The organism is Pseudomonas syringae, assembly GCF_021606685.1.
GTDB classification, from domain to species: Bacteria; Pseudomonadota; Gammaproteobacteria; order Pseudomonadales; family Pseudomonadaceae; genus Aquipseudomonas; species Aquipseudomonas syringae_R.
The window spans coordinates 1-24,824 of the sequence record NZ_WKCB01000077.1; the positions used below are offsets into that span (position 1 = coordinate 1).

The window sequence follows — 24,824 nt, forward strand, 5'->3', positions numbered from 1 at the left end:
GTCTGACAAATGCCGCTTACAAAGAAGTATCCGACGTAAATTGCAGATTACTTCTGCTTCTCGAAGCGATAGAACAGGTTCGGCTCACTGACCATGTACAGCGTGCCCTGGTCGTCCATGGTCACCCCTTCCGCCCGTGGAATGGTGCGCTTGAGCCCGTTGAAACCACCGAGCAGGGTCATGAAGCTGACTTGCTCGCCCTTCTCGTCCAGTTCCAGCAACAGGTGGGAATCGGCAGAAAGCACCAGCAAGTGCCCGGTGCGCGGGTCGACCGCGAGGGCCGAGAGGTTGCGCATGTCCAGCTCGGTACTGGTGACTTTCTGCTTATTGCCGGTCAAGGTCTGGCTGCCATCGCTCTTCCAGGTGAACAAGGCGGGCGGGCGCTCTTCGCCGAGTACCAACTGCTGATTGGGTTTGTCCCAGGTAATGCCTTCAAAGGCTTTGTTCTGGTCCTTGGAGGGGCCCAGGTCATAGCTCGGGAAGTCGGCCTTGTTCAATCGCTGGGTGGTGGCGTCCAGCTTGACGATGGTCAGGCTGTGATCACGCTCATCGACCACCGCCATCAGCCCGTTTTCCATCACCGTCAAGCCTTCCGGGTTGCTCCAGCCGTTGAGCGGCATTTTGCGCAGCACATCGCCTTGCAGGCTCAACTCAACCAGAAAGGGGTTTTTACCCATGACGGAAAACAGCGTTTTGGTCTGGGGGTTGTAGGAGATGTCAGAAGCCTCGTCTTTCTCCATGCCCGGCAGCAGCTTGCCATCGATGACGGCCTGATAATCAGGCAGCCATACACTCTCCTGGCGCTCGGTCGGTGTTTCGAAACGCTCCAGTACCCACAGCAACCCGCGATCGTCCCAGTGCATGGCCCAGGCAACGCCATAGGCGATCACGCCCGTCAGCAGTAGCCAGGAATACCAGCGCAGGGCAAAACGCGAACGCGGCTTGGATGTAGCAGAGGGCAGAGACACGGCCATTGGGCGCTTTTTCCGGAAAGTCAGCGTTAGAGATAGCACAAAGCCAAGGATTATCCGGACGGCGTGTGAAAAAAATGCAAAACCTTGAATTTCTCGGCTGCACCCAAACACATGTGGGAGCGGGCTTGCTCGCGAAAGCGGTGTGTCAGCCCCGCTGATTTGGCGACTGACACGCTGCATTCGCGAGCAAGCCCGCTCCCACATTTTTGACCGCGTTCGGTTAGCGAACGCTGCTTTCGAAGCGGTTCACGCCGCTCAGCTCAAGCACCAACGCATCCCCTACATTCAACGGGCCTACGCCTGCCGGTGTGCCGGTGAGGATTACGTCGCCGGCCTGCAGCGAGAAGCAGCCGGCCATGTGCTGGATCATCGGGACGATCGGGTTGAGCATCTGCGCGCTGTTGCCGTCCTGGCGCACTTCGCCATTGATGCTCAGACGAATGCCGATATCGGTCACGTCGGCAAAGGTACTGCTCACCACAAACGGTGCGATCACTGCCGCGCCGTCGAAGGACTTGGCGATTTCCCAGGGCAGGCCCTTGGCCTTCAATTCGGACTGCTTGTCGCGCAGGGTCAAGTCCAGGGCGGGGGCAAAGCCGGAGATGGCGTCCAGCACCTCCTCGCGACTTGGCTTGGTCGACAGCGGCTTGCCGATCAACACCGCGATTTCCGCTTCGTAGTGCACCGAACCGCGCTCGGTAGGGATGGCAAAACCGCCTTCCAGCGGCACCACGCAACTGCCCGGTTTGATGAACAGCAACGGCTCGGTCGGCACCGGGTTGTCCAGTTCCTTGGCATGTTCGGCGTAGTTACGCCCAATGCACACCACTTTACCCACGGGAAAGTGGATGTTGGTGCCGTCGACGTACTTGTGCTGGTAGCTCATGGAGCGACTCCTTGAGGGGCAATTAAACAGCGAAGATCTTGCCGGGGTTCATGATCCCGTTCGGGTCGAACACCGCTTTCACGGCCTTCATGTATTCGATTTCAACCGGGGAGCGGCTGTACGTCAGGTAGTCGCGCTTGGTCATGCCCACGCCGTGCTCGGCGGAGATCGAGCCGTTGTACTTTTGCACGGTTTCGAACACCCACTTGTTCACGGTGGCGCACTTGGCGAAGAACTCGTCCTTGCTCAGGTTTTCCGGCTTGAGGATGTTCAGGTGCAGGTTGCCGTCGCCGATGTGGCCGAACCAGACGATTTCGAAATCCGGGTAGTGTTCACCGACGATCGCATCAATTTCCTTCAAGAACGCCGGCACTTTGGAGACAGTCACCGAGATATCGTTCTTGTACGGGGTCCAGTGGGAAATGGTTTCGGAGATGTACTCGCGCAGTTTCCACAGGTTGTGCAGTTGGGTTTCGCTCTGGCTCATCACGCCGTCCAGCACCCAGCCCTGCTCGACGCAGTGCTCGAAGGTTTCCAGGGCGTGGTTGGCGACTTCTTCGGTAGTGGCTTCGAATTCCAGCAGCGCGTAGAACGGGCACTCGGTTTCAAACGGCGCTGGCACGTCACCACGGCCCATGACCTTGGCCAGGGCCTTGTCGGAGAAGAATTCGAAGGCGGTCAGGTCGAGCTTGCTCTGGAACGCGTGCAGCACCGGCATGATCGAGTCGAAATCGGTGGTGCCGAGCACCATGGCGGTGAGGTTCTTCGGCGCACGGTCCAGGCGCATGGTGGCTTCCACCACGAAACCCAAGGTGCCTTCGGCGCCGATGAACAGCTGGCGCATGTCGTAGCCGGTGGCGTTCTTGATCAGGTCCTTGTTCAGTTCCAGCAGGTCGCCCTTGCCGGTGACGACCTTCATGCCCGCCACCCAGTTACGGGTCATGCCGTAGCGAATGACCTTGATCCCGCCGGCATTGGTGCCGATGTTGCCGCCAATTTGGCTGGAACCGGATGAGGCGAAGTCCACCGGGTAGTACAGGCCTTTTTCTTCGGCGACGTTCTGCAATTGCTTGGTGACCACGCCCGGCTGGCACACGGCGGTGCGGTCGGTGAGGTTCACGTCGAGGATCTGGTTCATATAGTCGAACGACACCACCACTTCACCGTTCGCGGCCACGGCAGCGGCCGACAAGCCGGTACGGCCACCCGATGGCACCAGCGCGACCTTGTGTGCATTGGCCCAACGGACAATCGCCTGCACCTGCTCGGTGGTCTTGGGGAACACGATGGCGGTGGGCGCGGGCGCGAAATGCTTGGTCCAATCCTTGCCGTAAGCCTCCAGGGAGTCTGCATCGGTCAGCACTTTGCCGGGCTCAACCAGGGTCTTCAGCTCATCAATCAGGGCAGGATGGGTCATCGACAGAACTCTCGAACAATTCATGGTCATCCTGAGAACGCTTCACGTCGCAGGAATGAGTGTTTAGCGGGGCGCGTATGCTAGCATACCGCCCCCGCAGGACAGAGCCCAAGGGCGTATCTGCGGTGACGGCTTTCCTGCCGTCCGGGTCAGCTTATGTGATCCGATTCCCTGCCATTTTTCTCCGGGATACAGGTTTACGCAGATGAGCAAGACTTCTCTCGATAAGAGCAAGATCAAGTTCCTTCTTCTGGAAGGCGTCCACCCATCGGCTGTCGACGTTCTGAAAGCCGCCGGGTACACCAGCATTGAGTACATCACCAGTTCTCTGCCGGAAGCCCAGCTCAAGGAAAAGATCGCCGACGCGCACTTTATCGGCATTCGCTCCCGCACTCAGCTGACCGAAGAAATCTTCGATCACGCGAAGAAACTCGTGGCGGTCGGCTGCTTCTGCATCGGCACCAACCAGGTCGACCTCAACGCAGCGCGCGAGCGCGGCATCGCGGTGTTCAACGCACCGTACTCCAACACCCGTTCCGTTGCAGAACTGGTGCTGGCCGAGGCGATCCTGCTGCTGCGCGGCATTCCTGAGAAGAACGCTTCCTGCCACCGTGGCGGCTGGATCAAGAGCGCGGCCAACTCCTTCGAAATCCGCGGCAAGAAGCTGGGGATCGTCGGCTACGGCTCGATCGGTACGCAGTTGTCGGTCCTGGCAGAAGGCCTGGGCATGCAGGTGTTCTTCTACGACACCCTGACCAAGCTGCCACTGGGCAACGCCACCCAGGTGTCGAGCCTGACCGAACTGCTGGGCATGTCCGATATCGTGACCCTGCACGTGCCGGAAACTGCTGAAACCCAGTGGATGATCGGCGAGAAGGAAATCCGCGCCATCAAGAAAGGCGGCATTCTGATCAACGCTGCACGCGGCACCGTGGTTGAGCTGGACGCCCTGGCCGACGCGATCAAGGACAAGCACCTGATCGGCGCCGCAATCGACGTGTTCCCGGTGGAGCCACGCTCCAACGACGACATCTTCGAAAGCCCGCTGCGTGGCCTGGACAACGTGATCCTGACCCCGCACATCGGCGGCTCCACCGCTGAAGCCCAAGCCAACATCGGCCTGGAAGTGTCGGAGAAGCTGGTCAAGTACAGCGACAACGGTACTTCGGTATCGTCCGTCAACTTCCCGGAAGTGGCCCTGCAGGCTCACCCTGGCAAGCACCGCCTGCTGCACATCCACCAGAACATCCCTGGCGTGATGATGGAGATCAACAAGGTGTTCGCGGAAAACGGCATCAACATCTCCGGTCAGTTCCTGCAGACCAACGAGAAAGTCGGCTACGTGGTCATCGACGTCGACGCCGAGTACTCGGACCTGGCGCAAGAGAAGCTGCAGCACATCAACGGCACGATTCGTAGCCGCGTGTTGTTCTAACGCTTTAAACCGCGCACAAAAAATGGGAGACCCGCAGGGGTCTCCCATTTTTTTGTCTGAACAAATCTTACTTGACGTTAACCGTGATGACTTTCGACGCTACAGTCGGGTTGAACTGCATGTGCAGTTTGTCGCCGGCCACCAGCTGCAAGGTGTGCTTGCCTGGGGTGAGGGTCAGTTCGGTTTCGGTCTGGGCCTTGCCGTAGTGGATCACGGTGTCGGTAGCCGGGATCGGCAGGTTGGCGTCAGGCAGTTCTTTCTGGTCGATCAGCAGGTGATGGTGACCGGTGCCTGGAGCCTGCTCGGTGGCCGGTGCCAGTTTCAGGCCTTCCATGCCGAATTTGACGGTGAAGGTTTTATCGACGGTTGCGCCGTCTTTGGGCGACACGATAAACACCTTGGCGCCCTCAGGCGGTGCGCTGCGCGGGATACCGTCTGCGGCCGTCGCCAACATTGAAGCACCCAGCAGCAGGCTGGCCAGGGTTGCACGGGACAATAGGGCTTTCATTCGCTTCTCCAGGTTCTGCAGGAAATCTGTAGGGTTATGACAACTTCGCGACAAATTGCTGTCCAAGGCATTCAACACCATAGCAAAGCGATGCTGAACGGCGCCTCGCACATTCGAATTCTCTAGGAGTGACCATGCGCTTTTCGCCTGGCCTGTTACTTTTACTGCCCCTCATGAGCCCCTTGGCTCACGCCGAACTGGTCGATGACGTGTTTGATCGCGGCGAGCTGCGCATCGCGCTCGAAGCCAACACTCCTCCGTTCAACTTCAAGGAAGGCGACAAGCTCACCGGCTTCGAAGTGGAACTGGGCGAGCAACTGGCCAAGGAGATGGACGTACGCCCCTCGTTCATCACCACCGATGACGCTGACCTGCTGCCGGGGGTGGAAAGCGGTAAATACGACGTGGCCATCAACCATATCGCTATGACTGCCGAGCTGCAGGATCGGTTCGATTTCAGTGAGGCCTACAACGAGAAACCTGAGCTGGCGATCCCGTTCCAGAAGGGCAACCCGGCGTTCAAGACCAGTTTGGACAAGGCGTTGCAGCAAGTGAAGGCGGATGGCCGCTTGAAAGCGCTGGCGCACAAATGGCTTGAAGGTGAAACACCGGCAGCCCAGGCACAGTAAATCAACTGTGGAAGCGGGTTTGCTCGCGAAGGCGGAGTGTCAGCCACCATTTCTGGAACTGACCCAGCGCATTCGCGAGCAAGCCCGCTCCCACATTTTGATCTAAGCAAGGCTTGAGAGATGCAGTGCCGCTTGGGCCAGCTCCAGCTCACTGAATACCTGCACGCCATGCTGCCTGAGCAACGCCGCCGTGACGCCCTCGCCGCTGACCTTCACGCCGCTGAACGTACCGTCATAGGTCAGCAGGTTGCCACAGGACGGGCTATTGGCCTTGAGGATGGCGATGCGGATGTTATGGCGCTGCACCAGCGCCAAGGCCTGGCGGGCACCGTCGAGAAAGGCGGCGCTGAAGTCTTCGCCCTCGGCCGTCAGCACTTGTGCACGACCTTCCCACACGTCGATGCCCTGCCCGCCGGGAATCTCGGCAGATGGCCTTGGCGTCGGCAAGCCCCCCGCCACTTCCGGGCAGATCGCAACCACACGCCCCTCAGCCTGCCACGCCGCCAGTTGCTCGAATGGCCCGCTGGCCCCGCCGTCGTAGCGCACCTTGTGGCCGAGCAGGCAGCGGCTGATCAGAATCTTTTCCATGCTTAAAACGGCTCGTTGCCCCGCCGGCGAAACCACCCGGTAAGGGACAGGCGTTCGCGCGTAGCAGGCATGACTTCGTGGGGCACCTCCCCGGACAGGAACACCACCAGGCAACCGCCGGTGGGCACCACATCGTATTCAACACCGCCCTTGAGGTACATGCGCAACTGGCCGCCATGTTCGGGCAGCCAGGCGTCATTCAAGTAGATCACCGCCGAGACCATGCGCCGGTCATCGTCGCGGAAACGGTCGAGGTGCTTGAGGTAAAAGGCCCCCGGCGGGTACATCGCGAAGTGGCTTTCAAAATCCTCCAGGCCGAGGAACAGGCCACGGTTCATGGCCAGGCGCAGGCTGTCCATCACCGCCATGTAGGTGCCGCAGACCGCCGCATCGCCCTCCTCCAGCCACTGGATATGGTCACCGCGAATACCCTCGCGAATCTCCTGGGCCGGCCCGCGCCCCACCGCCGCCGGGGCCAACTCACCCTCGGCCGCACGTTTATGGCACTCAGCCGCCAGTTCCAGGGTCAGAGCCTGGGGCAGGAAGCCGTTCTGCTGCGACCAGCCCTTCTCGGCCAGGTCGTCGACAATGCGTTGCAGCAGGGGGTGATCGAAGGGTATTTGCATGGCGCGCATAGTATCCATACGCCTGTGAATACGACAGAGCCGCCGAGCGTCTGAATACACTTTAGTCAGGTGACCGATAGGACTTCTCGACAAATCCTACGCCCGACACGGACAATAGTGGCCGACTGACAGGAGTCCATATGCGTCGTTTGTTTTTTTCCTTGCTGATGTTCTGCGTGTTGCCCGCTTGGGCAGACGGCCATGACCAGTTGTATAAGGTCGCCGGCTGGGCCGAACAACGTGCGCATTTCAATGACGCCCTCAGTGCCGCCCAGCAACGCTACCGCAACAGCTTGCCGCCGGCGGTGTACCAGGCGCTGGTGGATAACAGCAATAAACGCTTCGCGGCCCAGGCCATGGACCAGCGCGCCGAGGCGCAGTTGCGCAAGAACCTCGCCGACCCCAAGCCGGCCCTGGCGTTTTTCCAATCGCCCCTGGGCCGCAAGATCGTCGCCGCCGAGTTGTTGGCCACGCGCCGCGACCAGCTGGCGAAAAACGCCCAAGGGTTACCGAAAATCGAAGCCGACGCCACGCGCAGCCTGATCATCGGCCACCTGGCCCAGGCCCTGCCCGCGCGCGAAGCCGGTGCGGAAGTGAGCCTGGCCATCGCCGGTGTGGCGGCCGACAGCTTGAGCCAGATGATCCCCGGCCTGCTGGGTGGCGGTCAGGCCCAGGGTATGTTGAACGGCCAGCGTGAGCGCTTGATGCAGCAGATCGACAAGGACCTGAACAATACGCTGCTGTACGTTTATCGGGATTTGTCTGACCCGGAGCTGGAAGAATTCGCTACGTTTGCCGAGTCGCCGGACGGTAAGACCTATTACCAGGCGGCGCTGGCAGCGATTCGCGCCGGGCTTGCAGTCGGCCAAAGCACTTCGAGCCTGTCGCAGTAACAAAATGTGGGAGCGGGCTTGCTCGCGAATGCGGACGGTCAGTCAACTAATTTGCTGATTGACACACTGCATTCGCGAGCAAGCCCGCTCCCACATCAGGACTGCGTTACTTCAGCTGATCCGTGAGAAAGTCGAAATACTCTTCACGAATCTCCGGAATTTCATTCGCCAGATGATGCCGGCCACGCGGCAGCATCAACACCTCGGGCTGATCGAACTTGGCCCGCAGCACCTGCAAGTTGTGCTGCCAGTCCACCGTCATATCCTCTTCACCCTGCACAATCACCGGTCGCCGTGGGCTACGCGGTGCGGCTTCGATGCGCTTGATCCAGCGCGCCAGCGCGCCCACCCAGGCGGTCGGCAGTTGGCGGGGCTGCAGCGGGTCGGCCTCCAGAAACGGCTTGAAGGCCGGGTCGTGGGTGTTCTCGCTGAAGCGCCGCGCGATGCCTTTGACGAACGGGCGCAGCAAGTAATAGCTGACTTGCGACCATCCCCACGCCCGTGGACGCACCAGCGGTGAGAGCAGGAAGGTCTTGCCCTGGGCCGGGCTGTCAACGCCATGGTTAAGCAGATGGTCCACCACCACCGCCCCCCCGGTGCTCTGCCCGAACAGGTGCCAGGGCTGCGGCAAATGCAGTGCCTTAGCCTGCGCGAACAACGCCTGCACCACGCGCTGGTAAACCGCGAAATCATCGATGCTGGCACGCGCGCCACTGGATAAACCGTGCCCGGGCAAGTCGCAGGCGATCACCACAAAGCCCTGGTCCAGCGCCCAGTCCACTACGTGCCGATACAGGCCCATATGGTCGTAGAAACCGTGAAACATGAACATCGTCGCCACCGGCGTCGGCGGCCACCATACCTGGGCAACGACCTCAAACCCCTCCACTTCGAAACGCCCCAGGCGGCTCACGGCCGGCACTGCGCGCGCGGCCAGGTCCAATCCATAGAAACGCTGGTAGACCCGTGCCTCCGCGGACAGCGCCTGGGCGTCCACCAAGGGCCGCAAGCTGGCGCGCAGATGATCAGGGTCAAAAGTAACGGGCATAAAGGGTTCCAGACTTACGGCGAAGATGAATATCGAGCTGCGATATTCATCTGTCAGGACAAGCATGGCAAGCTACGCGACCTGCGAGGATACCTCTGAATGCGACAACCCTACCGTACCGCACTGCTCGCCAGCCTGATGCTGATCATCTGCACCGGCGTGCTGTGGGCCGCGTACGACTGGTTCCAGGGCCGCTACCTGCGCGCCTTCAGCGAACACACGGCGGTCTTCTCCGGCGACCCGCTGCGCCTGCCCGCCGAACTCAGCGGCCCCGGACCGATCCGCCTGGTGCACTTCTGGGACCCGGCCTGCCCGTGCAATGTCGGCAACCAGCAACACCTGAGCGAACTGATTGAGCACTACGCGCCCCAGGGCGTCGAGTTTTACGCCCTGCAAAAACCCGGCAGCCACGGCCGCTTGCCCGACACCCTGCGCAGCATGAAAACCCTCAGCGCCCTGCCCGGCGCCGACCAGGTGCCGGCCAGCCCGGCCGTGGGCATTTGGGATCGCACCGGCAAACTCGCGTATTTCGGGCCGTACAGCGAAGGACTCACGTGCAACTCCAGCAACAGTTTCATCGAGCCGATCTTGCAGGCCCTTGGCGCCGGGCGCGAGGTGAATGCCACTCACACCCTGGCGGTGGGCTGCTATTGTTCGTGGCCTAAAGATCGTTAGCCCCTCCACTGCGGGTAAGGAATGTTCATGAAGCGCGTCTTGCGGGTTCTCGCGGTTCTGCTGGTGCTGATCGCCCTCGGCGCCGGCTGGTACGTCTACAGCAAGCAACCCACCCGCCAGGGCACGGTGGCGTTGGCTAACCTGCAGGGCTCGGTCACCGTGCGCTACGACGACCGGGGCGTGCCGCATATCCGCGCCGAAAGTGAGGCGGACCTGTACCGCGCCCTGGGCTATGTGCATGCCCAGGACCGGCTGTTCCAGATGGAAATCATGCGGCGCCTGGCCCGTGGCGAGTTGGCCGAGGTGCTGGGGCCCAAGGTGCTGGAAACCGACAAGCTGTTCCGCAGCCTGCGCATTCGCGACCGCGCGGCCACTTATGTGGCGCAGCTGGACCATGAGTCGGCGCACTGGAAGGCCCTGCAAGCTTACCTGGACGGGATTAACCAATATCAGGACAGCCACGCCCGGCCGATGGAGTTTGACGTGCTGGGCATCCCCAAACGGCCGTTTACCGCCGAGGACACCATCAGTGTCGCCGGGTATATGGCCTACAGCTTTGCTGCCGCGTTTCGTACCGAGCCGTTGCTGACGTACGTACGCGACCAGTTGGGCAGCGACTACCTGAAAGTCTTTGACCTTGAGTGGCAGCCCAAAGGCGCGCTCAACCTGGCCGCCAACGACTGGCAAACCCTCGGCGCCATCGCCAGCCTGAGCGAGCAGGCCCTGGCCGACAATGGCCTGCCGCAGTTCGAAGGCAGCAACGCCTGGGCCATCAGCGGCAGCCGAACCAAGAGCGGCAAGCCGTTGCTGGCGGGCGACCCGCACATCCGTTTCTCGGTGCCGTCGGTGTGGTACGAGGCGCAGCTGTCGGCACCCGGCTTCGAGTTGTATGGCTACCACAACGCGTTGGTGCCGGTGGCGTTCCTGGGGCACAACCTGGATTTCGGCTGGAGCCTGACCATGTTCCAGAACGATGACCTCGACCTGATCGCCGAGAAGGTCAACCCGGAGAACCCCAACCAGGTCTGGTACCACGGCCAATGGGTCGACATGACCAGCAGCGAACAACAGATTGCGGTCAAGGGCCAGGCGCCAGTCACGCTGACGTTGCGCCAGTCGCCCCACGGCCCGATCATCAATGATGTGCTGGGTGAGAACGCCGGCAAGACGCCGATTGCCATGTGGTGGGCGTTTCTCGACAGCCGAAACCCGATCCTCGAAGGCTTCTACCAACTCAACCGCGCCGACACCCTGGCCAAGGCCCGCGCTGCCGCCGCCAAGGTGTCTGCGCCTGGGCTGAATATCGTGTGGGCCAATGCCAAGGGCGATATCGGCTGGTGGGCGGCGGCGCAGTTGCCGATTCGCCCGGCTGGCGCCAACCCGGGCTTTATCCTTGATGGCAGCAGCGCCATGGCCGACAAGCTCGGCTTCTACCCCTTCAGCGCCAACCCCCAGGAAGAAAACCCGGCGCGCGGCTACGTGGTGTCGGCCAATGCCCAGCCGGTGTCACCCACCGGCATGGAGATCCCTGGTTATTACAACCTCGCCGACCGTGGCCAACAGCTCAACGCGCAATTGAGCGACAACAGCGTGAAGTGGGATGTGGACAACAGCCAGGCCCTGCAGCTCGGCACCACCACCGCCTTGGGCCCGCGCCTGCTGGCGCCGCTGTTGCCGGTGCTGCGTGAACAGGTCAAGGACCCGGCGCAGTTGAAACTGCTAGAGCAACTGGCCAGCTGGAAAGGTGACTACCCGCTGGACTCCACCAGCGCCACGCTGTTCAACCAGTTCCTGTTCAACCTCGCCGAGGCGGCCTTCCACCCGAAACTCGGCGACGCCATGTTCAAGACCCTGCTCAGCACCCGCGTGATCGACGCCGCCTTGCCGCGTTTGGCCGCCACGGCGGACTCGCCCTGGTGGGACGGCAAGCGCGCCGAGCGGGTGAAGCTCGCCTGGGACAACAGCCTCGCCCACCTCAAGGCGACCCTGGGTGACGACCCGAGCCAGTGGCAGTGGGGCAAGGCGCATACCCTCACCCACGGCCACCCGCTCGGCTCACAGAAGCCGCTGGACCTGATCGTCAACGTCGGCCCGTTCCCGGCCCCGGGCACCCACGAAGTGCCGAACAACCAGTCGGCGAACATCGGCCCGGCGCCGTGGCCGGTCACCTATGGCCCTTCGACCCGCCGCCTGATCGACTTCGCCGATGTGGCCCACGCGCTGACCATCAACCCGGTCGGGCAAAGTGGTGTGCCGTTTGACCGGCATTACGGCGACCAGGCGCAAACCTACATCGAGGGCGGTTACGAACAGGCGCATTTCACCGATGAGGAAGTGACGGCGAATACGCGTGGCACCCTCAAGCTGTTGCCCGCCCGTATCCCCTGATAAAAACAGGATCAACATGTGCGAGGGGGCTTGCTCCCGATGGCGGTGTATCAGTACCAGAGATGCTGACTGACACACTGCTATCGGGGGCAAGCCCCCTCCTGCATTTGTACCGAGCACTGATCTAGATCGGCGCCGCAAAGTTGAGCCTGAACTGCTGCGGCGTCACGCCCAGCCGGCGGTTGAACACACTGCGCATGTGCTGGGCATCGCGAAACCCACATTGATAAGCCACGGTCTTGAGCGGTGCGGGGCTGCTCTCGAGCATCACCCGCGCCGCATCCACCCGGGCCCGTTCGACAAACTCCGCCGGCGTGATCCGCGCTTCACGGGCGAACACCCGGGAGAAGTTGCGCGCGCTCATGTTGGCGGCCTTGGCCAAGTCGGCAATGGTCAGGTCCCCGGTCAGGTTCGCCAATACGTACAGCTGCACCAGCGCCACCGCCGAGGTGGTTTCGGCGTGGGGCGTCAGAAACGGACTGAACTGCGACTGCCCGCCCGAACGCTGGGTGAAGACCACCAGGCGCTTGGCCACGCTCAACGCGACTTCCGGGCCATGGTCCTGGGCCAGCAGGAACAGCGACAGATCGATGCCTGCCGTCACACCCGCCGAGGTGTAGAGGTTGCCGTCCTGCACGTAGAGGCGGTCGGCTTCGACCCGGGCCGTGGGGCACAGGCGCGCCAGGTCAGCCGCGTCGTTCCAGTGGGTAGTGACGGTTTTTTCGTCCAGCAGCCCGGCGCGGGCGAGCATGAAGGCGCCGTTGCAGATCGAACCGAAGCGTTGCGCCCGCGCCGTCGCCCCACGCAGCCAGTCATCGAACGGCGCGCCGAAATCCTCGAACGGCAGTTGCGGCCCGCCTGCCACCAGCAACAGGTCATAGGCCTGCAGGGCTTCGCTGTAATGCCGGTGGGCCTGCAGTGAAAGGCCGTTGGAAGCGGCCATGCTGCCGTGGCCCAAGCCGATGACTTCCAATTGGTAATGGTCCTGCGGCGGCAAAAAACGATTGGCCTCGCAGAACACATCCATGGGCCCGGTTACGTCGAGCGACTGGACGCCGGGGAAGATCAGGATGGCGACGGTTTTGCCCATGGGTGGTAAACCTTGATTAACTGAATGAATACAAATCCCCTGTGGGAGGGGGCTTGCTCCCGATGGCGGTGTGTCAGTACCAGCGATGCTGACTGACACACCGCTATCGGGAGCAAGTCGAATCGTCGCACCGCCCCTCCCACATTTAGATCTTCGCAGGCAACACCCTAGCTGATTTGAGCTTGGCACGATGTGACGGCACATTGGCCGGGATCGCACCCTCGTCGCGATAGCCCGGTGGCAGGCACGCGACCAGACTGGAGTCTTCCCACAGGAGAACCCCCATGACCACCAGCATCGCCGGCATCCAGATCCCCGACAGCGCCCTAGCCAAGGCCACCACCGAATACATCCGCGACGTCGAATCCGACCTGCTCTACCACCATTCCCGCCGGGTGTTCCTGTTCGGCGCGTTAAGCGGTAAGCGCAAACAGCTGGCCTATAACCCGGAGCTGCTCTACGTCGGCGCGATGTTCCACGACCTCGGCCTGGTGCAAGGCCATCGCAGTGACGACCAGCGTTTCGAAGTCGACGGGGCCAATGCCGCCGCCGCCTTCCTCAAGCCTTATGGCCTGAGCGATGACGATATCGAACAGGTGTGGCTGTCCATCGCGCTGCACACCACGCCGGGCGTGCCGCAGCATTTGCGCCCGACCGTGGCGCTGGTGACCGCCGGTGTCGAGATGGACGTGCTGGGCATGGACTACGCCGCGTTTACCCACGTGCAGCGCGAAGCCGTGGTGCATGCGCATCCACGTGGTGAAGGGTTCAAGGAATGCATCATCTGCGCATTTGCCGACGGCTTGCGCCATCGCCCGCAGACCACGTTCGGCAACGTGAAGACCGATGTGCTGGTGGATCAGGAGCAGGGGTTCAAACCGATGAATTTTGTGGAAGTCATCCGCAAATCGCCGTGGGCTGCGTAATCGACCTGAAATGCAATCACATGTGGGAGGGGCGGTGCGACGATTCGACTTGCTCCCGATTGCGGTGTATCAGTACCAGAGATGCTGACTGACACACTGCTATCGGGAGCAAGTCGAATCGTCGCACCGCCCCTCCCACATTTGGACCTCACACAGATTCAGACCGGTGCAGGCGCCCGGCGCTTGTCCGGCTGTTTCCAGCCATCCGCCGCGGCTTCTTCAATCGCTTGCTGGATGGCTTTCTTGCGGTGCTCTTCGGCACGACGGCTGAAGAACCACACCAGGAAGGTCACCAGCGACACCGCCAACAGGATCAGGCTGGCCACGGCGTTGATCTCGGGTTTGACCCCCAGGCGCACGGCCGAGAACACTTCCATCGGCAAGGTGGTCGAGCCCGGGCCCGACACGAAGCTGGCCAGTACCAGGTCATCCAGCGACAGCGCGAACGACATCATGCCGCCCGCCGCCAACGACGGCGCGATCATCGGGATGGTGATCAGGAAGAACACCTTCCACGGCCGCGCCCCCAGGTCCATCGCCGCTTCTTCGATCGACAGGTCCAGCTCACGCAAGCGCGCCGACACCACCACCGCCACATACGCCGCGCAGAAGGTCGTGTGGGCGATCCAGATGGTGACGATGCCACGTTCCTGGGGCCAGCCGATCATCTGCGCCATGGCCACGAACAGCAGCAACAGCGACAGGCCGGTAATCACTTCCGGCATTACCAACGGCGCAGTCACCAGGCCGCCGAACAACGTGCGGCCCTTGAAGTTGCGGATGCGCGTCAGCACGAACGCCGCCAACGTCCCCAAGGCCACAGCGGCCACCGCCGTGTAGCAGGCGATTTCCAGGGAGCGGGCCACCGAGCCCATCAGTTGGGTGTTATCCAGCAAACCGACGTACCACTTGATCGACCAACCGCCCCACACCGTCACCAGTTTGGATTCGTTGAACGAGTAGATCACCAGGATCAGCATCGGCAGGTAGATGAACAGCAACCCCGCCACCAGCATGAAGCTTGAGAAACTGAAGCGCTTCATATTTTGCCCTCCATCTCTTTGGCTTGGCTGCGGTTGAACAGGATGATCGGCACGATCAGGATCGCCAGCATCACCACCGCCAGGGCAGACGCCACCGGCCAGTCACGGTTGTTGAAGAACTCTTGCCACAACACTTTACCGATCATCAGGGTTTCCGGGCCGCCGAGCAGTTCCGGGATCACAAACTCGCCCACCACCGGGATAAACACCAGCATGCAGCCGGCGATGATGCCGTTCTTGGACAGCGGCACGGTGATTTTCCAGAAGCTGTTGAAGGTGCTCGAGCCCAGGTCCGAGGCAGCTTCCAGCAGGCTCTGGTCGTGCTTCACCAGGTTGGCGTACAGCGGCAGGATCATGAACGGCAGGTACGAATAGACCACGCCGATATACACCGCGATGTTGGTGTTGAGGATCTGCAGCGGTTCGTTGATCAACCCGATGGACATCAGGAAGCCATTGAGCAGGCCGTTGTTGCTGAGGATGCCCATCCACGCATACACGCGGATCAGGATCGCGGTCCAGGTCGGCATCATGATCAGCAGCACCAGCACGGTCTGCAACTCTTTGCGCGCACTGGCGATGGCATAGGCCATCGGGTAGCCGATCAGCAGGCACAGCAGCGTGCTGAAAAACGCCATCTTCAGCGAGCCCAGGTACGCGGCGATGTACAACTCGTCGTCGCCGAGCATCGCGTAGTTGCCCAGGTTCAGCACCAGTTGCAGCTTTTGCTCAACGAAGGTGTAGATCTCGGTGTACGGCGGGATCGCCACGTCGGCTTCGGCAAAGCTGATTTTCAAGACGATGAAAAACGGCAGTGCAAAGAATAGGAACAGCCACAGGAACGGAATCCCGATAACCACCTGCTTGCCATTGGGGATGATGCGGTGCAAGCGCCGCTTGAACTTCTTCATGTTCATGAGCGAAGTACCACGCCGCTGTCGTCTTCCCACCATACGTAGACCTGGTCACCCCAGGTCGGCCGCTGGCCACGGCGCTCGGCGTTGGCGACGAAGGACTGCACCAGCTTGCCGCTCGGCAGCTCTACGTAGAACACCGAGTGGCCGCCCAGGTACGCGATGTCGTGCACCTTGCCGCTGGACCAGTTGTGCTCGCAGGTCGGCATTTCGGTGGTCACCAGCAGTTTTTCCGGGCGGATGGCATAGGTCACCGACTTGTCTTCCACCGACGTGGCGATGCCGTAGCCCACGTAGATGTCGCGGTCCAGGTCGGCGCACTTGAGCACCGCGTGGCCTTCAGCGTCGTCCACCACCTGGGTGTCGAAGATGTTGACGTTACCGATGAACTCGCACACCAGGCGGCTGGTAGGCGTTTCGTAGATGTCGATCGGGCTGCCGATCTGGGCGATCCAGCCCAGGTGCATGATCGCGATGCGCTCGGCCATGGTCATGGCCTCTTCCTGGTCGTGGGTCACCATCACGCAGGTCACACCCACGCGCTCGATGATCTCTACCAGTTCCAGCTGCATCTGCGAACGCAGTTTCTTGTCGAGGGCGCCCATCGGCTCATCGAGCAGCAGCAGCTTGGGACGTTTGGCCAGGGAGCGCGCCAACGCCACACGCTGACGCTGGCCACCGGACAACTGGTGCGGCTTGCGCTTGGCGTACTGGCTCATCTGCACCAGCTTGAGCATCTCGGCCACGCGGGCGTCGATCTCGGCCTTGGGGATCTTGTCCTGTTGCAAGCCGAACGCGATGTTCTGCGCCACGGTCATGTGCGGGAACAGGGCGTACGACTGGAACATCATGTTGATCGGCCGCTCGTAGGGCGGCATGTCGGTGATGTCCACACCGTCGAGGTAGATACGACCTTCAGTCGGGCGCTCGAAACCTGCGAGCATGCGCAGCAAGGTGGATTTGCCCGAACCCGAACCGCCGAGCAAGGCGAAGATCTCGCCTTTTTTGATTTCCAGGGACACATCGTCCACGGCAATCGTCTCGTCGAACTTCTTCGTGACCCGGTCGATTTTGACCAGCACCTTTTTCGGTGTCTGGTCGCCCTCGAGGGCTTTCTTGTAGGCGCCGGAGGCAACTGCCATTTACGAAACTCCCAAAAAAAAGAGTGCAGTTCGCCCGAGGCGGGCGAACCCAGGATATTTGAGCCTTACTTGCCCGTCTTGACCTTGGTCCAGCTACGGGTCATTAAACGCTGCACTTTCGGGGGTAGCTCGAAGTTGACGAATGTCCGGTCGAGAACCGCCTGCGGTGGGTAAACCGCTTCGTCGGTGCGTATCGATTGCTCCATCAGTTTGTCCGCCCCGGGGTTAGGGTTGGCGTAACCGACGTAATCACTGACCTGGGCGATCACCTCAGGTTGCAGCAAATAGTTGATGAAGGCGTGGGCCTCTTTGACGTTGGTCGCATCCTTGGGGATCGCCAGCACGTCAAACCACAGGTTGCCGCCCTCTTTGGGAATCACATAGGCGATGTTCACGCCCTTGCCCGCCTCAGCCGCACGGGCCTTGGCCTGGAATACATCACCGGAGAACCCGGCCGCCACACAGATGTTGCCGTTGGCGAGGTCGGAAATGTATTTGGAAGAATGGAAGTAGGTCACGTAGGGCCGCACTTTCAGCAGCTTGGCTTCAGCCTTCTTGTAGTCTTCAGGGTTAGTGCTGTTGGGATCAAGGCCCATGTAGTTGAGCACTGCCGGCAGCATTTCATCCGCCGAGTCCATGAACGACACGCCGCACGTGGCCAGCTTCTTCATGTTTTCCGGTTCGAACAGCACGGCCCAGGAGTCGATCTTGTCGACGCCCAGCACTTCCTTCACTTTGTCGACGTTGTAACCGATGCCATTGGTGCCCCACAGGTACGGCACGGCGTACTGGTTGCCCGGGTCGTTCTTTTCCAGACGCTTGAGCAGTGCCGGGTCGAGGTTGGCGTAATTTGTCAGCAATGACTTGTCGAGCTTCTGGAACGCCCCGGCCTTGATCTGCTTGCCGAGGAAGTGGTTGGACGGCACGACCACATCGTAACCGGTACGCCCGGCCAGCAGCTTGCCTTCCAGGGTTTCGTTGGAGTCAAACATGTCATACACGGGCTTGATGCCGCTGGCCTTTTCGAAGTTGGCCAGGGTGTCGGTGCCGATGTAGTCCGACCAGTTATAAATATGCACAGTCGGTGCAGCCTGCACGCTGACAGCCAGCGTGATACCTGCACCCACCAGCAAGGCTTTGCGAAATAAAGAAATTGGCAAGTGGAGGTCCTCTTAAATAGTTGGGCCTTAAAGTTGTTGCCCGGCAACAAAACCGGCGCGCAACTTACCCTCGATAAACCGATCCGGCAAAACTTTTTGTCATTTAATTTGTGGGAGGGAGCAAGCCCCCTCCCACAGGTTTCAAGGCTTATTTGCCCGATTTGATCTTGGTCCAGCTGCGCGTCATTTCACGCTGGGTCGCAGCCGGCAAGTCAGCAATGGCGTACAACTTGGCCTGCACATCGGCTGGCGGGTAGATGCCCGGGTCGCTGGTGATGTCTTTATCGACCAATGCGGTGGCCTTCTCGTTACCGTTCGGGAAGTGCACGCTGTTGGTGATCTCTGCCATCACTTGTGGCTTGAGCAGGTAGTTCAGGAACTTGTAGGCGGCGTCGACGTTTTCGGCATCTTTAGGGATGGCGACCATGTCGAAGAAGCTGCCAGCGCCTTCTTTAGGAATGTCGTAGGCAACTTTGACCTTGCCACCGGCCTCAGCGGCGCGGGATTTGGCCTGCTCGATGTCACCCGAGTAACCCACGGCCACGCAGATGTTGCCGTTGGCCAGGTCCGAGATGTACTTGGACGAGTGGAAGTAGCCGATCGAAGGGCGCAGTTTGAGGAACAGGGCCTCGGCTTGCTTGAGGTCTTCTTTCTTCTGGGTATCGGTCGGAAGGCCCAGGTAATGCAGGGCTACCGGCAGCATTTCGGTTGGCGAATCGAGGAAGCTCACGCCGCAGCTTTTGAGCTTGGCGATGTTTTCCGGCTTGAGCAGCACATCCCACGAGTCGATCTTGTCCACGCCCAGTGCGGCCTTGACCTTCTCCGGGTTGTAGCCGATGCCGATCGAGCCCCACATGTACGGGAAGGCGTGCTTGTTGTCCGGGTCGCTGACCGACACGGCTTTAAGCAGGGACTTGTTCAGGTTGTCGTAGTTGGACAGTTTGGACTTGTCCAGCTCCTGATAAACACCCGCCTTGATCTGCTTCGCGAGGAAGTTGTTCGACGGTACAACCACGTCGTAACCGGACTTGCCTGCCAGCAACTTGGCTTCGAGGGTCTCGTTGCTGTCGAAAACGTCGTACACCACTTTAATGCCCGACTCTTTTTCAAAGTTGGCGATGGTGTCCGGTGCAATGTAGTCGGACCAGTTGTACACGTGCAGCACTTTATCGTCGGCCTGGGCCGCGCCCGCCATTGCGCCCATCAGGGACAAGGCGAGGAGTGTCTTGCCAGCGTTCTTCAAACCTAATGCCTTCATTTGGTGATGCTCCAATTTTTCTTTTTTGGGCCACGTTCTTTTATCGTTTCACGGCCCTTCCAGAGGGCAACAAAACAGGGCGACAGTCTGGCAAGTTCAGGGGCCGGCTTTCAACCAAAGCCCCTACATTTGTAACTGCCCAGCACACTGCGCACTGAGCCTAGCACTTAGCCCTGCAATGCCGCCAAAGTCAGGTCCAGGCAATGGCGAGCCTTGGTCACCAGCTCGTCGATTTCGGCCTGGCTGATCACCAACGGTGGCGAAATAATCATGGTGTCGCCCACGGCGCGCATGATCAGGCCGTTATTGAAGCAGAAGTTGCGGCAAATCATGCCCACGCCCTTGCCTTCATAACGTTTGCGGGTGGCCTTGTCTTGAACCAGCTCAATCGCACCCAACATGCCCACACCGCGCACTTCGCCCACCAAGGGGTGATCCGCCAGTTCCCGCAGACGTTTCTGCAAATACGGTGCCGTTTCGTCGTGCACACGGTTAACGATTTTTTCATCGCGCATGATGCGGATGTTTTCCAGGGCCACCGCCGCTGCGACCGGGTGGCCGGAGTAGGTGAAGCCGTGGTTGAAATCGCCGCCTTCGTTCAACACCGCAACCACTTCGTCGCGCACGATCAGGCCACCCATGGGGATGTAGCCCGAGGTCAGGCCCTTGGCGATGGTCATCATGTGCGGCTTGAGGTCATAGAAATCGCTGCCGAACCACTCACCGGTGCGGCCAAAACCGCAGATCACTTCGTCAGCGACAAACAGGATGTCGTACTTGGCGAGAATTTCCTTGATGCGCGGCCAGTAGGTCGCAGGTGGCACGATCACGCCGCCAGCACCCTGGATCGGCTCGGCAATAAAGGCACCAACGTTGTCTACGCCCAACTCGAGGATCTTCTCTTCAAGCTGGTTGGCGGCCCACACGCCGAATTCTTCGGGGCTCATGTCGCCGCCTTCGCCAAACCAGTAAGGCTGGGCGATGTGGGTGATACCCGGGATCGGCAAGTCGCCCTGCTCGTGCATATAGGTCATGCCGCCCAGGCTGGCACCGGCCACCGTGGAGCCGTGGTAGCCATTCTTGCGGGCAATGATGGTTTTCTTGTTCGGCTGGCCTTTGATCGCCCAGTAATGGCGGACCATGCGCAACATGGTGTCGTTGCCTTCGGAGCCGGAACCGGTGAAGAACACGTGGTTCATGCCGGCGGGGGCGACGTCGGAAATCGCCTGGGCCAATTCCAGCACCGGCGGGTGAGCGGTCTGGAAGAACAGGTTGTAGTACGGCAGTTCTTTCATCTGCTTGGCGGCGGCGTCAGCCAGTTCATCGCGACCGTAACCGATCGCCACGCACCACAGGCCGGCCATACCGTCGAGGATCTTGTTGCCTTCGCTGTCCCACAGGTAAACGCCGTGGGCTTTGGTGATGATCCGTGGGCCTTTCTCTTTCAATTGCTTGAAATCGCTGAACGGCGCCAGGTGATGATCGCTGCTCAAGGCTTGCCATTCACGGGTTTGCGGGTTATTGCTGGACATACCAATCTCCTAGACTTTTCAGTGAAGGGCGCGCTGTTCCCACAGCGCGCCCGGCGCATCAGACGGCGAAGAGCAGGAATTCCCGCTCCCACGAACTGATCACGCGCTTGAAGTTTTCATGCTCGGCCCGCTTGACCGCGACGTAGCCTGTGATGAATTTTTGACCCAGGTATTTCTCGATGGTCTTGCTGTTTTCCATGCGTTCCAGGGCGTCTTCGATGGTCAACGGCAGGCGCAGGTTGCGCCGCTCGTAACCACGCCCCACCACCGGCGCGCTCGGGTTATGGCCTTCGACCATACCGATGTAGCCACACAGCAGGCTGGCGGCAATCGCCAGGTACGGGTTGGCGTCGGCGCCCGGCAGGCGGTTTTCCACCCGACGGTTCTGCGGGCCGGCATCCGGTACGCGCAGGCCCACGGTGCGGTTTTCTTCGCCCCACTCCACGTTCACCGGCGCCGAGGTATCCGGCAGGAAGCGGCGGAACGAGTTCACGTTGGGGGCAAACAGCGGCAGCAATTCGGGGATGAATTTCTGCAGGCCGCCAATGTGGTTGAGGAACAGCTGGCTCATGGTCCCGTCTTCATTGGAGAAGACGTTCTTGCCGGTGGTGGTATCGATGATGCTCTGGTGCAGGTGCATCGCACTGCCAGGCTCGCCGGTCATCGGCTTGGCCATGAAGGTGGCGGCTACATCGTGCTTGAGCGCGGCTTCACGCATGGTGCGCTTGAACACCAGGATCTGGTCGGCCAGGGACAACGCATCGCCGTGACGGAAGTTGATTTCCATCTGCGCGGTGCCGTCCTCGTGGATCAGGGTGTCGAGGTCCAGTTCCTGCAGTTCGCACCAGTCGTAGACGTCTTCGAACAGCGGGTCGAATTCGTTGGCGGCTTCTATAGAGAAGGATTGGCGACCGGTTTCCGGGCGCCCGGAACGGCCAATCGGCGGTTGCAGCGGGAAGTCCGGGTCTTCGCAACGCTTGGTCAGGTAGAACTCCATCTCCGGCGCCACAATGGGCTGCCAGCCTTTGTCGGCATAGAGCTTGAGGACTTTCTTGAGCACGTTGCGCGGCGACAGCTCGATCGGGTTGCCTTGCTTGTCGTAGGTGTCGTGGATCACCTGGGCGGTCGGCTCGATGGCCCACGGCACCAGAAACACTGCGTTCTGGTCGGGGCGGCAGATCATGTCGATGTCGGCCGGGTCGAGCAATTCGTAATAGATGTCGTCTTCGACATAGTCGCCGGTCACGGTCTGCAACAACACGCTCTCGGGCAGGCGCATGCCTTTTTCGGCGATGAACTTGTTGGTCGGCGAGATCTTGCCCCGGGTGATGCCGGTGAGGTCGCCAATCATGCATTCGACTTCTGTGATCTTGTGGTCTTTCAACCAATCGGTGAGCTGGTCGAGGTTGTTACTCATAAATGCCTCTGGGCTGGGTTTCCTGGCATCCATTAAAGGCCAGGCGTTGGTTGACGCAGCATCCGCGTCGTTGGTTCATTCAGGGTAGGAGCTTACCTGCCATTTGCTGCAGCGTTGCATTCCTCACGCCAAAGTCGTGCAGAATCATGATCGGCACCGTGCAAGGGAGCCGTTCAGGGGTAAGCACGAGTTCAGGGGGCAAGCAAAGAAGAGGTCGGCCGAGGCGTCAAGAATATTGGCCGGGCCGTGGGTATTCAGGCTGTAGGAATAGACTGCTGACAGGACCTGCCTGGAGCAGGCCAAGACGCCGGGTGACGGCAGGCGAGACATGAAGCACCCCGGTATTATTGCTGTTATGGGTTTGAATCGAGCTTAGCCTTGTTCATTTTTTTACACAACACCCCCGTAAAAAATACAACACGGCCCGCTCAAGCCTGCGGTACGGCACGCCCCCAAACCCAAAAAACCGCCCCAAAAAGCCCCAAAAAAGCGGTCGCGGCGCTTTTTTAGGGCAAAAAAGGCCTCGCTTGACTTAGGCGTGCCGTTCGGGTTGACTGAAACCAGAAAAGATCAATGATTGATATTTTTAACAACAAAGGTGTTGCATCATGTCGGTACCCCCGCGTGCCGTTCAGCTTAACGAAGCGAACGCGTTCCTTAAGGATCATCCTGAGGTTCTGTACGTAGACCTTCTAATTGCGGATATGAATGGTGTGGTGCGCGGCAAGCGCATCGAACGCACCAGCCTCCACAAGGTTTACGAGAAGGGCATTAACCTGCCTGCCTCCCTATTTGCCCTGGATATCAACGGCTCAACGGTGGAAAGCACCGGCCTGGGTCTGGACATCGGTGATGCTGACCGAATCTGTTATCCGATCCCCGACACCCTGTGCAATGAACCCTGGCAAAAGCGCCCTACCGCGCAACTGCTGATGACCATGCACGAACTTGAAGGTGAACCTTTCTTCGCCGATCCGCGTGAAGTGCTCCGCCAAGTTGTAAGCAAATTTGACGACCTCGGTCTGACCATCTGCGCCGCCTTCGAGCTTGAGTTCTACCTGATCGACCAGGAGAACGTGAACGGCCGCCCACAACCGCCCCGCTCGCCGATCTCCGGCAAACGCCCGCACTCGACACAGGTCTACCTGATCGACGACCTCGACGAATACGTCGACTGCCTCCAGGACATTCTGGAAGGTGCCAAAGAGCAAGGCATCCCGGCAGACGCCATCGTCAAGGAAAGTGCCCCGGCGCAGTTCGAAGTGAACCTGCACCACGTCGCCGACCCGATCAAGGCGTGCGATTACGCGGTACTGCTCAAGCGTCTGATCAAGAACATCGCCTACGACCATGAGATGGACACCACCTTCATGGCCAAGCCTTACCCAGGCCAGGCAGGCAACGGTTTGCACGTACACATTTCGATCCTGGACAAAGACGGCAAGAACATCTTTGCCAGTGAGGATCCCGAGCAGAACGCCGCATTGCGTCACGCGATCGGCGGTGTGCTCGAGACCCTACCCGCTCAAATGGCGTTCCTGTGCCCCAACGTGAACTCCTACCGCCGTTTCGGCGCACAGTTCTACGTGCCGAACTCGCCGTGCTGGGGCCTGGATAACCGCACGGTGGCGATTCGCGTACCGACCGGCTCGTCCGACGCCGTACGTATCGAACACCGCGTGGCGGGTGCCGACGCCAACCCTTACCTGCTGATGGCTTCGGTCCTGGCGGGTGTGCACCATGGCCTGACCAACAAGATCGAGCCGAACGCACCGGTGGAAGGCAACAGCTACGAGCAGAACGAGCAAAGCCTGCCGAACAACCTGCGCGATGCCCTGCGTGAGTTGGACGACAGCGAGGTGATGGCCAAGTACATCGATCCCAAGTACATCGATATCTTCGTCGCCTGTAAGGAAAGTGAGCTGGAAGAGTTCGAACACTCCATCTCCGACCTTGAGTACAACTGGTACCTGCATACCGTGTAAGCGGTTGCAGGGCTCAGGCTTGGTAGGCCGAGCGGGCTCGTTGTGACCAACGCGCTTGCTGTGGCGAGCGGGCTTGCCCGCGTTGGGCTGCGAAGCAGCCCCAAACCCAGCAACTCGGTTACCTGATACACCGCGGCGGCCTTAAAAGGGCCGCTTCGCGCCCCAACGCGGGCAAGCCCGCTCGCCACAGCAAGCGCGTTGGCCACAAAAGCCCCCGCGAACAACACCCTATGGACCATCCTCAGGCTCTGCGTACAATGCGCTCTGCCTTGTAGGAGACTTCCATGACC

22 protein-coding genes are annotated in these 24,824 nt (G+C 60.5%); 7 read left to right on the forward strand and 15 right to left on the reverse strand.

Features of this window, described 5'->3' with window-relative positions; all coding sequences use genetic code 11:
• Positions 1 to 47 precede the first annotated feature (47 nt).
• From GIW02_RS22345 to GIW02_RS22355, 3 genes are all read right to left on the reverse strand, one after another.
• The gene (locus tag GIW02_RS22345) at positions 48 to 974 is read right to left on the reverse strand and encodes an SdiA-regulated domain-containing protein (protein WP_236411062.1); all 927 of its coding nucleotides are present in this window, start codon (positions 972 to 974) and stop codon (positions 48 to 50) included.
• Positions 975 to 1,194: 220 nt separating this feature from the next.
• Entirely contained in the window at positions 1,195 to 1,860 is a 666-nt protein-coding gene (locus GIW02_RS22350; RefSeq protein WP_236411064.1) for a fumarylacetoacetate hydrolase family protein, read from the reverse strand.
• Positions 1,861 to 1,882: 22 nt separating this feature from the next.
• Positions 1,883 to 3,277 (reverse strand): FAD-binding oxidoreductase, encoded by a 1,395-nt coding sequence (locus GIW02_RS22355; RefSeq protein ID WP_236411065.1) that lies wholly within the window; start codon positions 3,275 to 3,277, stop codon positions 1,883 to 1,885.
• 205 nt (positions 3,278 to 3,482) lie between these two features.
• On the opposite strand from GIW02_RS22355, the gene serA reads away from it, so the two are divergent.
• Positions 3,483 to 4,712 (forward strand): phosphoglycerate dehydrogenase, encoded by a 1,230-nt coding sequence (serA, locus tag GIW02_RS22360; RefSeq protein ID WP_236411067.1) that lies wholly within the window; start codon positions 3,483 to 3,485, stop codon positions 4,710 to 4,712.
• Between the two features lie 67 nt (positions 4,713 to 4,779).
• Here the strand turns inward: serA and GIW02_RS22365 are convergent, their stop codons facing one another.
• Positions 4,780 to 5,220, reverse strand: a complete 441-nt coding sequence (locus GIW02_RS22365) for a DUF4399 domain-containing protein (protein WP_236411069.1) — start codon at positions 5,218 to 5,220, stop codon at positions 4,780 to 4,782.
• A gap of 134 nt (positions 5,221 to 5,354) precedes the next feature.
• On the opposite strand from GIW02_RS22365, the gene GIW02_RS22370 reads away from it, so the two are divergent.
• Positions 5,355 to 5,849: a transporter substrate-binding domain-containing protein gene (locus GIW02_RS22370; protein ID WP_236411071.1), complete on the forward strand. Its 495-nt coding sequence runs from the start codon at positions 5,355 to 5,357 to the stop codon at positions 5,847 to 5,849.
• 102 nt (positions 5,850 to 5,951) lie between these two features.
• On the opposite strand, the gene GIW02_RS22375 is transcribed toward GIW02_RS22370, so the two are convergent.
• On the reverse strand, positions 5,952 to 6,437 hold the full coding sequence (locus GIW02_RS22375) for a DUF523 domain-containing protein (RefSeq protein ID WP_236411073.1): 486 nt from the start codon (positions 6,435 to 6,437) through the stop codon (positions 5,952 to 5,954).
• A 2-nt stretch (positions 6,438 to 6,439) separates the two neighbouring features.
• Positions 6,440 to 7,072, reverse strand: coding sequence for a 2OG-Fe(II) oxygenase (locus GIW02_RS22380; protein ID WP_236411074.1), 633 nt, complete (start codon positions 7,070 to 7,072; stop codon positions 6,440 to 6,442).
• Between the two features lie 131 nt (positions 7,073 to 7,203).
• On the opposite strand from GIW02_RS22380, the gene GIW02_RS22385 reads away from it, so the two are divergent.
• On the forward strand, positions 7,204 to 7,956 hold the full coding sequence (locus GIW02_RS22385; protein WP_236411082.1) for a DUF2059 domain-containing protein: 753 nt from the start codon (positions 7,204 to 7,206) through the stop codon (positions 7,954 to 7,956).
• 106 nt (positions 7,957 to 8,062) lie between these two features.
• Here the strand turns inward: GIW02_RS22385 and bipL are convergent, their stop codons facing one another.
• Positions 8,063 to 9,004, reverse strand: a complete 942-nt coding sequence (gene bipL, locus GIW02_RS22390; RefSeq protein WP_236411084.1) for a phospholipase BipL — start codon at positions 9,002 to 9,004, stop codon at positions 8,063 to 8,065.
• A gap of 99 nt (positions 9,005 to 9,103) precedes the next feature.
• On the opposite strand from bipL, the gene GIW02_RS22395 reads away from it, so the two are divergent.
• Entirely contained in the window at positions 9,104 to 9,679 is a 576-nt protein-coding gene (locus GIW02_RS22395) for a DUF6436 domain-containing protein (RefSeq protein WP_236411086.1), read from the forward strand.
• A gap of 27 nt (positions 9,680 to 9,706) precedes the next feature.
• Positions 9,707 to 12,067, forward strand: a complete 2,361-nt coding sequence (locus GIW02_RS22400) for a penicillin acylase family protein (RefSeq protein WP_236411088.1) — start codon at positions 9,707 to 9,709, stop codon at positions 12,065 to 12,067.
• A gap of 124 nt (positions 12,068 to 12,191) precedes the next feature.
• Here GIW02_RS22400 and GIW02_RS22405 read toward each other — a convergent pair whose 3' ends face one another.
• Entirely contained in the window at positions 12,192 to 13,157 is a 966-nt protein-coding gene (locus GIW02_RS22405) for a DJ-1/PfpI family protein (protein WP_236411089.1), read from the reverse strand.
• Positions 13,158 to 13,441: 284 nt separating this feature from the next.
• Between GIW02_RS22405 and GIW02_RS22410 the strand changes: the two genes are divergently transcribed.
• Entirely contained in the window at positions 13,442 to 14,083 is a 642-nt protein-coding gene (locus GIW02_RS22410) for an HD domain-containing protein (protein WP_236411091.1), read from the forward strand.
• Positions 14,084 to 14,241: 158 nt separating this feature from the next.
• Here GIW02_RS22410 and GIW02_RS22415 read toward each other — a convergent pair whose 3' ends face one another.
• From GIW02_RS22415 to GIW02_RS22445, 7 genes are all read right to left on the reverse strand, one after another.
• Positions 14,242 to 15,126: an ABC transporter permease subunit gene (locus GIW02_RS22415; RefSeq protein ID WP_236418465.1), complete on the reverse strand. Its 885-nt coding sequence runs from the start codon at positions 15,124 to 15,126 to the stop codon at positions 14,242 to 14,244.
• Positions 15,123 to 16,043 (reverse strand): ABC transporter permease subunit, encoded by a 921-nt coding sequence (locus GIW02_RS22420; RefSeq protein WP_268935564.1) that lies wholly within the window; start codon positions 16,041 to 16,043, stop codon positions 15,123 to 15,125. Before GIW02_RS22420 ends, GIW02_RS22415 begins: the two co-directional genes overlap by 4 nt.
• Positions 16,040 to 17,182 (reverse strand): ABC transporter ATP-binding protein, encoded by a 1,143-nt coding sequence (locus GIW02_RS22425; RefSeq protein ID WP_034101355.1) that lies wholly within the window; start codon positions 17,180 to 17,182, stop codon positions 16,040 to 16,042. Before GIW02_RS22425 ends, GIW02_RS22420 begins: the two co-directional genes overlap by 4 nt.
• 65 nt (positions 17,183 to 17,247) lie before the next feature.
• Positions 17,248 to 18,342, reverse strand: coding sequence for a polyamine ABC transporter substrate-binding protein (locus GIW02_RS22430; protein WP_236418466.1), 1,095 nt, complete (start codon positions 18,340 to 18,342; stop codon positions 17,248 to 17,250).
• Positions 18,343 to 18,490: 148 nt separating this feature from the next.
• Entirely contained in the window at positions 18,491 to 19,585 is a 1,095-nt protein-coding gene (locus GIW02_RS22435) for a polyamine ABC transporter substrate-binding protein (protein ID WP_456361666.1), read from the reverse strand.
• A gap of 182 nt (positions 19,586 to 19,767) precedes the next feature.
• Complete coding sequence (locus tag GIW02_RS22440; RefSeq protein WP_236418468.1) at positions 19,768 to 21,132, reverse strand: aspartate aminotransferase family protein; 1,365 nt, start codon at positions 21,130 to 21,132, stop codon at positions 19,768 to 19,770.
• 58 nt (positions 21,133 to 21,190) lie between these two features.
• Positions 21,191 to 22,549: a glutamine synthetase family protein gene (locus tag GIW02_RS22445; RefSeq protein ID WP_236418469.1), complete on the reverse strand. Its 1,359-nt coding sequence runs from the start codon at positions 22,547 to 22,549 to the stop codon at positions 21,191 to 21,193.
• A 608-nt stretch (positions 22,550 to 23,157) separates the two neighbouring features.
• On the opposite strand from GIW02_RS22445, the gene GIW02_RS22450 reads away from it, so the two are divergent.
• A complete protein-coding gene (locus tag GIW02_RS22450; protein ID WP_010207341.1) occupies positions 23,158 to 24,534 on the forward strand; it encodes a glutamine synthetase family protein in 1,377 nt (458 codons plus the stop codon).
• Positions 24,535 to 24,824: the final 290 nt, after the last annotated feature.

Coding starts and splice junctions, on each gene's coding strand:
- GIW02_RS22450 (WP_010207341.1), top strand. CDS start 23,158: ATGTCGGTACCCCCGCGTGCCGTTCAGCTTAACGAAGCGAACGCGTTC.
- GIW02_RS22365 (WP_236411069.1), bottom strand. CDS start 5,220: ATGAAAGCCCTATTGTCCCGTGCAACCCTGGCCAGCCTGCTGCTGGGT.
- GIW02_RS22415 (WP_236418465.1), bottom strand. CDS start 15,126: ATGAAGCGCTTCAGTTTCTCAAGCTTCATGCTGGTGGCGGGGTTGCTG.
- GIW02_RS22400 (WP_236411088.1), top strand. CDS start 9,707: ATGAAGCGCGTCTTGCGGGTTCTCGCGGTTCTGCTGGTGCTGATCGCC.
- GIW02_RS22420 (WP_268935564.1), bottom strand. CDS start 16,043: ATGAACATGAAGAAGTTCAAGCGGCGCTTGCACCGCATCATCCCCAAT.
- GIW02_RS22410 (WP_236411091.1), top strand. CDS start 13,442: ATGACCACCAGCATCGCCGGCATCCAGATCCCCGACAGCGCCCTAGCC.
- GIW02_RS22440 (WP_236418468.1), bottom strand. CDS start 21,132: ATGTCCAGCAATAACCCGCAAACCCGTGAATGGCAAGCCTTGAGCAGC.
- GIW02_RS22395 (WP_236411086.1), top strand. CDS start 9,104: ATGCGACAACCCTACCGTACCGCACTGCTCGCCAGCCTGATGCTGATC.
- GIW02_RS22445 (WP_236418469.1), bottom strand. CDS start 22,549: ATGAGTAACAACCTCGACCAGCTCACCGATTGGTTGAAAGACCACAAG.
- GIW02_RS22380 (WP_236411074.1), bottom strand. CDS start 7,072: ATGCGCGCCATGCAAATACCCTTCGATCACCCCCTGCTGCAACGCATT.
- bipL (WP_236411084.1), bottom strand. CDS start 9,004: ATGCCCGTTACTTTTGACCCTGATCATCTGCGCGCCAGCTTGCGGCCC.
- serA (WP_236411067.1), top strand. CDS start 3,483: ATGAGCAAGACTTCTCTCGATAAGAGCAAGATCAAGTTCCTTCTTCTG.
- GIW02_RS22385 (WP_236411082.1), top strand. CDS start 7,204: ATGCGTCGTTTGTTTTTTTCCTTGCTGATGTTCTGCGTGTTGCCCGCT.
- GIW02_RS22405 (WP_236411089.1), bottom strand. CDS start 13,157: ATGGGCAAAACCGTCGCCATCCTGATCTTCCCCGGCGTCCAGTCGCTC.
- GIW02_RS22355 (WP_236411065.1), bottom strand. CDS start 3,277: ATGACCCATCCTGCCCTGATTGATGAGCTGAAGACCCTGGTTGAGCCC.
- GIW02_RS22370 (WP_236411071.1), top strand. CDS start 5,355: ATGCGCTTTTCGCCTGGCCTGTTACTTTTACTGCCCCTCATGAGCCCC.
- GIW02_RS22375 (WP_236411073.1), bottom strand. CDS start 6,437: ATGGAAAAGATTCTGATCAGCCGCTGCCTGCTCGGCCACAAGGTGCGC.
- GIW02_RS22350 (WP_236411064.1), bottom strand. CDS start 1,860: ATGAGCTACCAGCACAAGTACGTCGACGGCACCAACATCCACTTTCCC.
- GIW02_RS22345 (WP_236411062.1), bottom strand. CDS start 974: ATGGCCGTGTCTCTGCCCTCTGCTACATCCAAGCCGCGTTCGCGTTTT.
- GIW02_RS22425 (WP_034101355.1), bottom strand. CDS start 17,182: ATGGCAGTTGCCTCCGGCGCCTACAAGAAAGCCCTCGAGGGCGACCAG.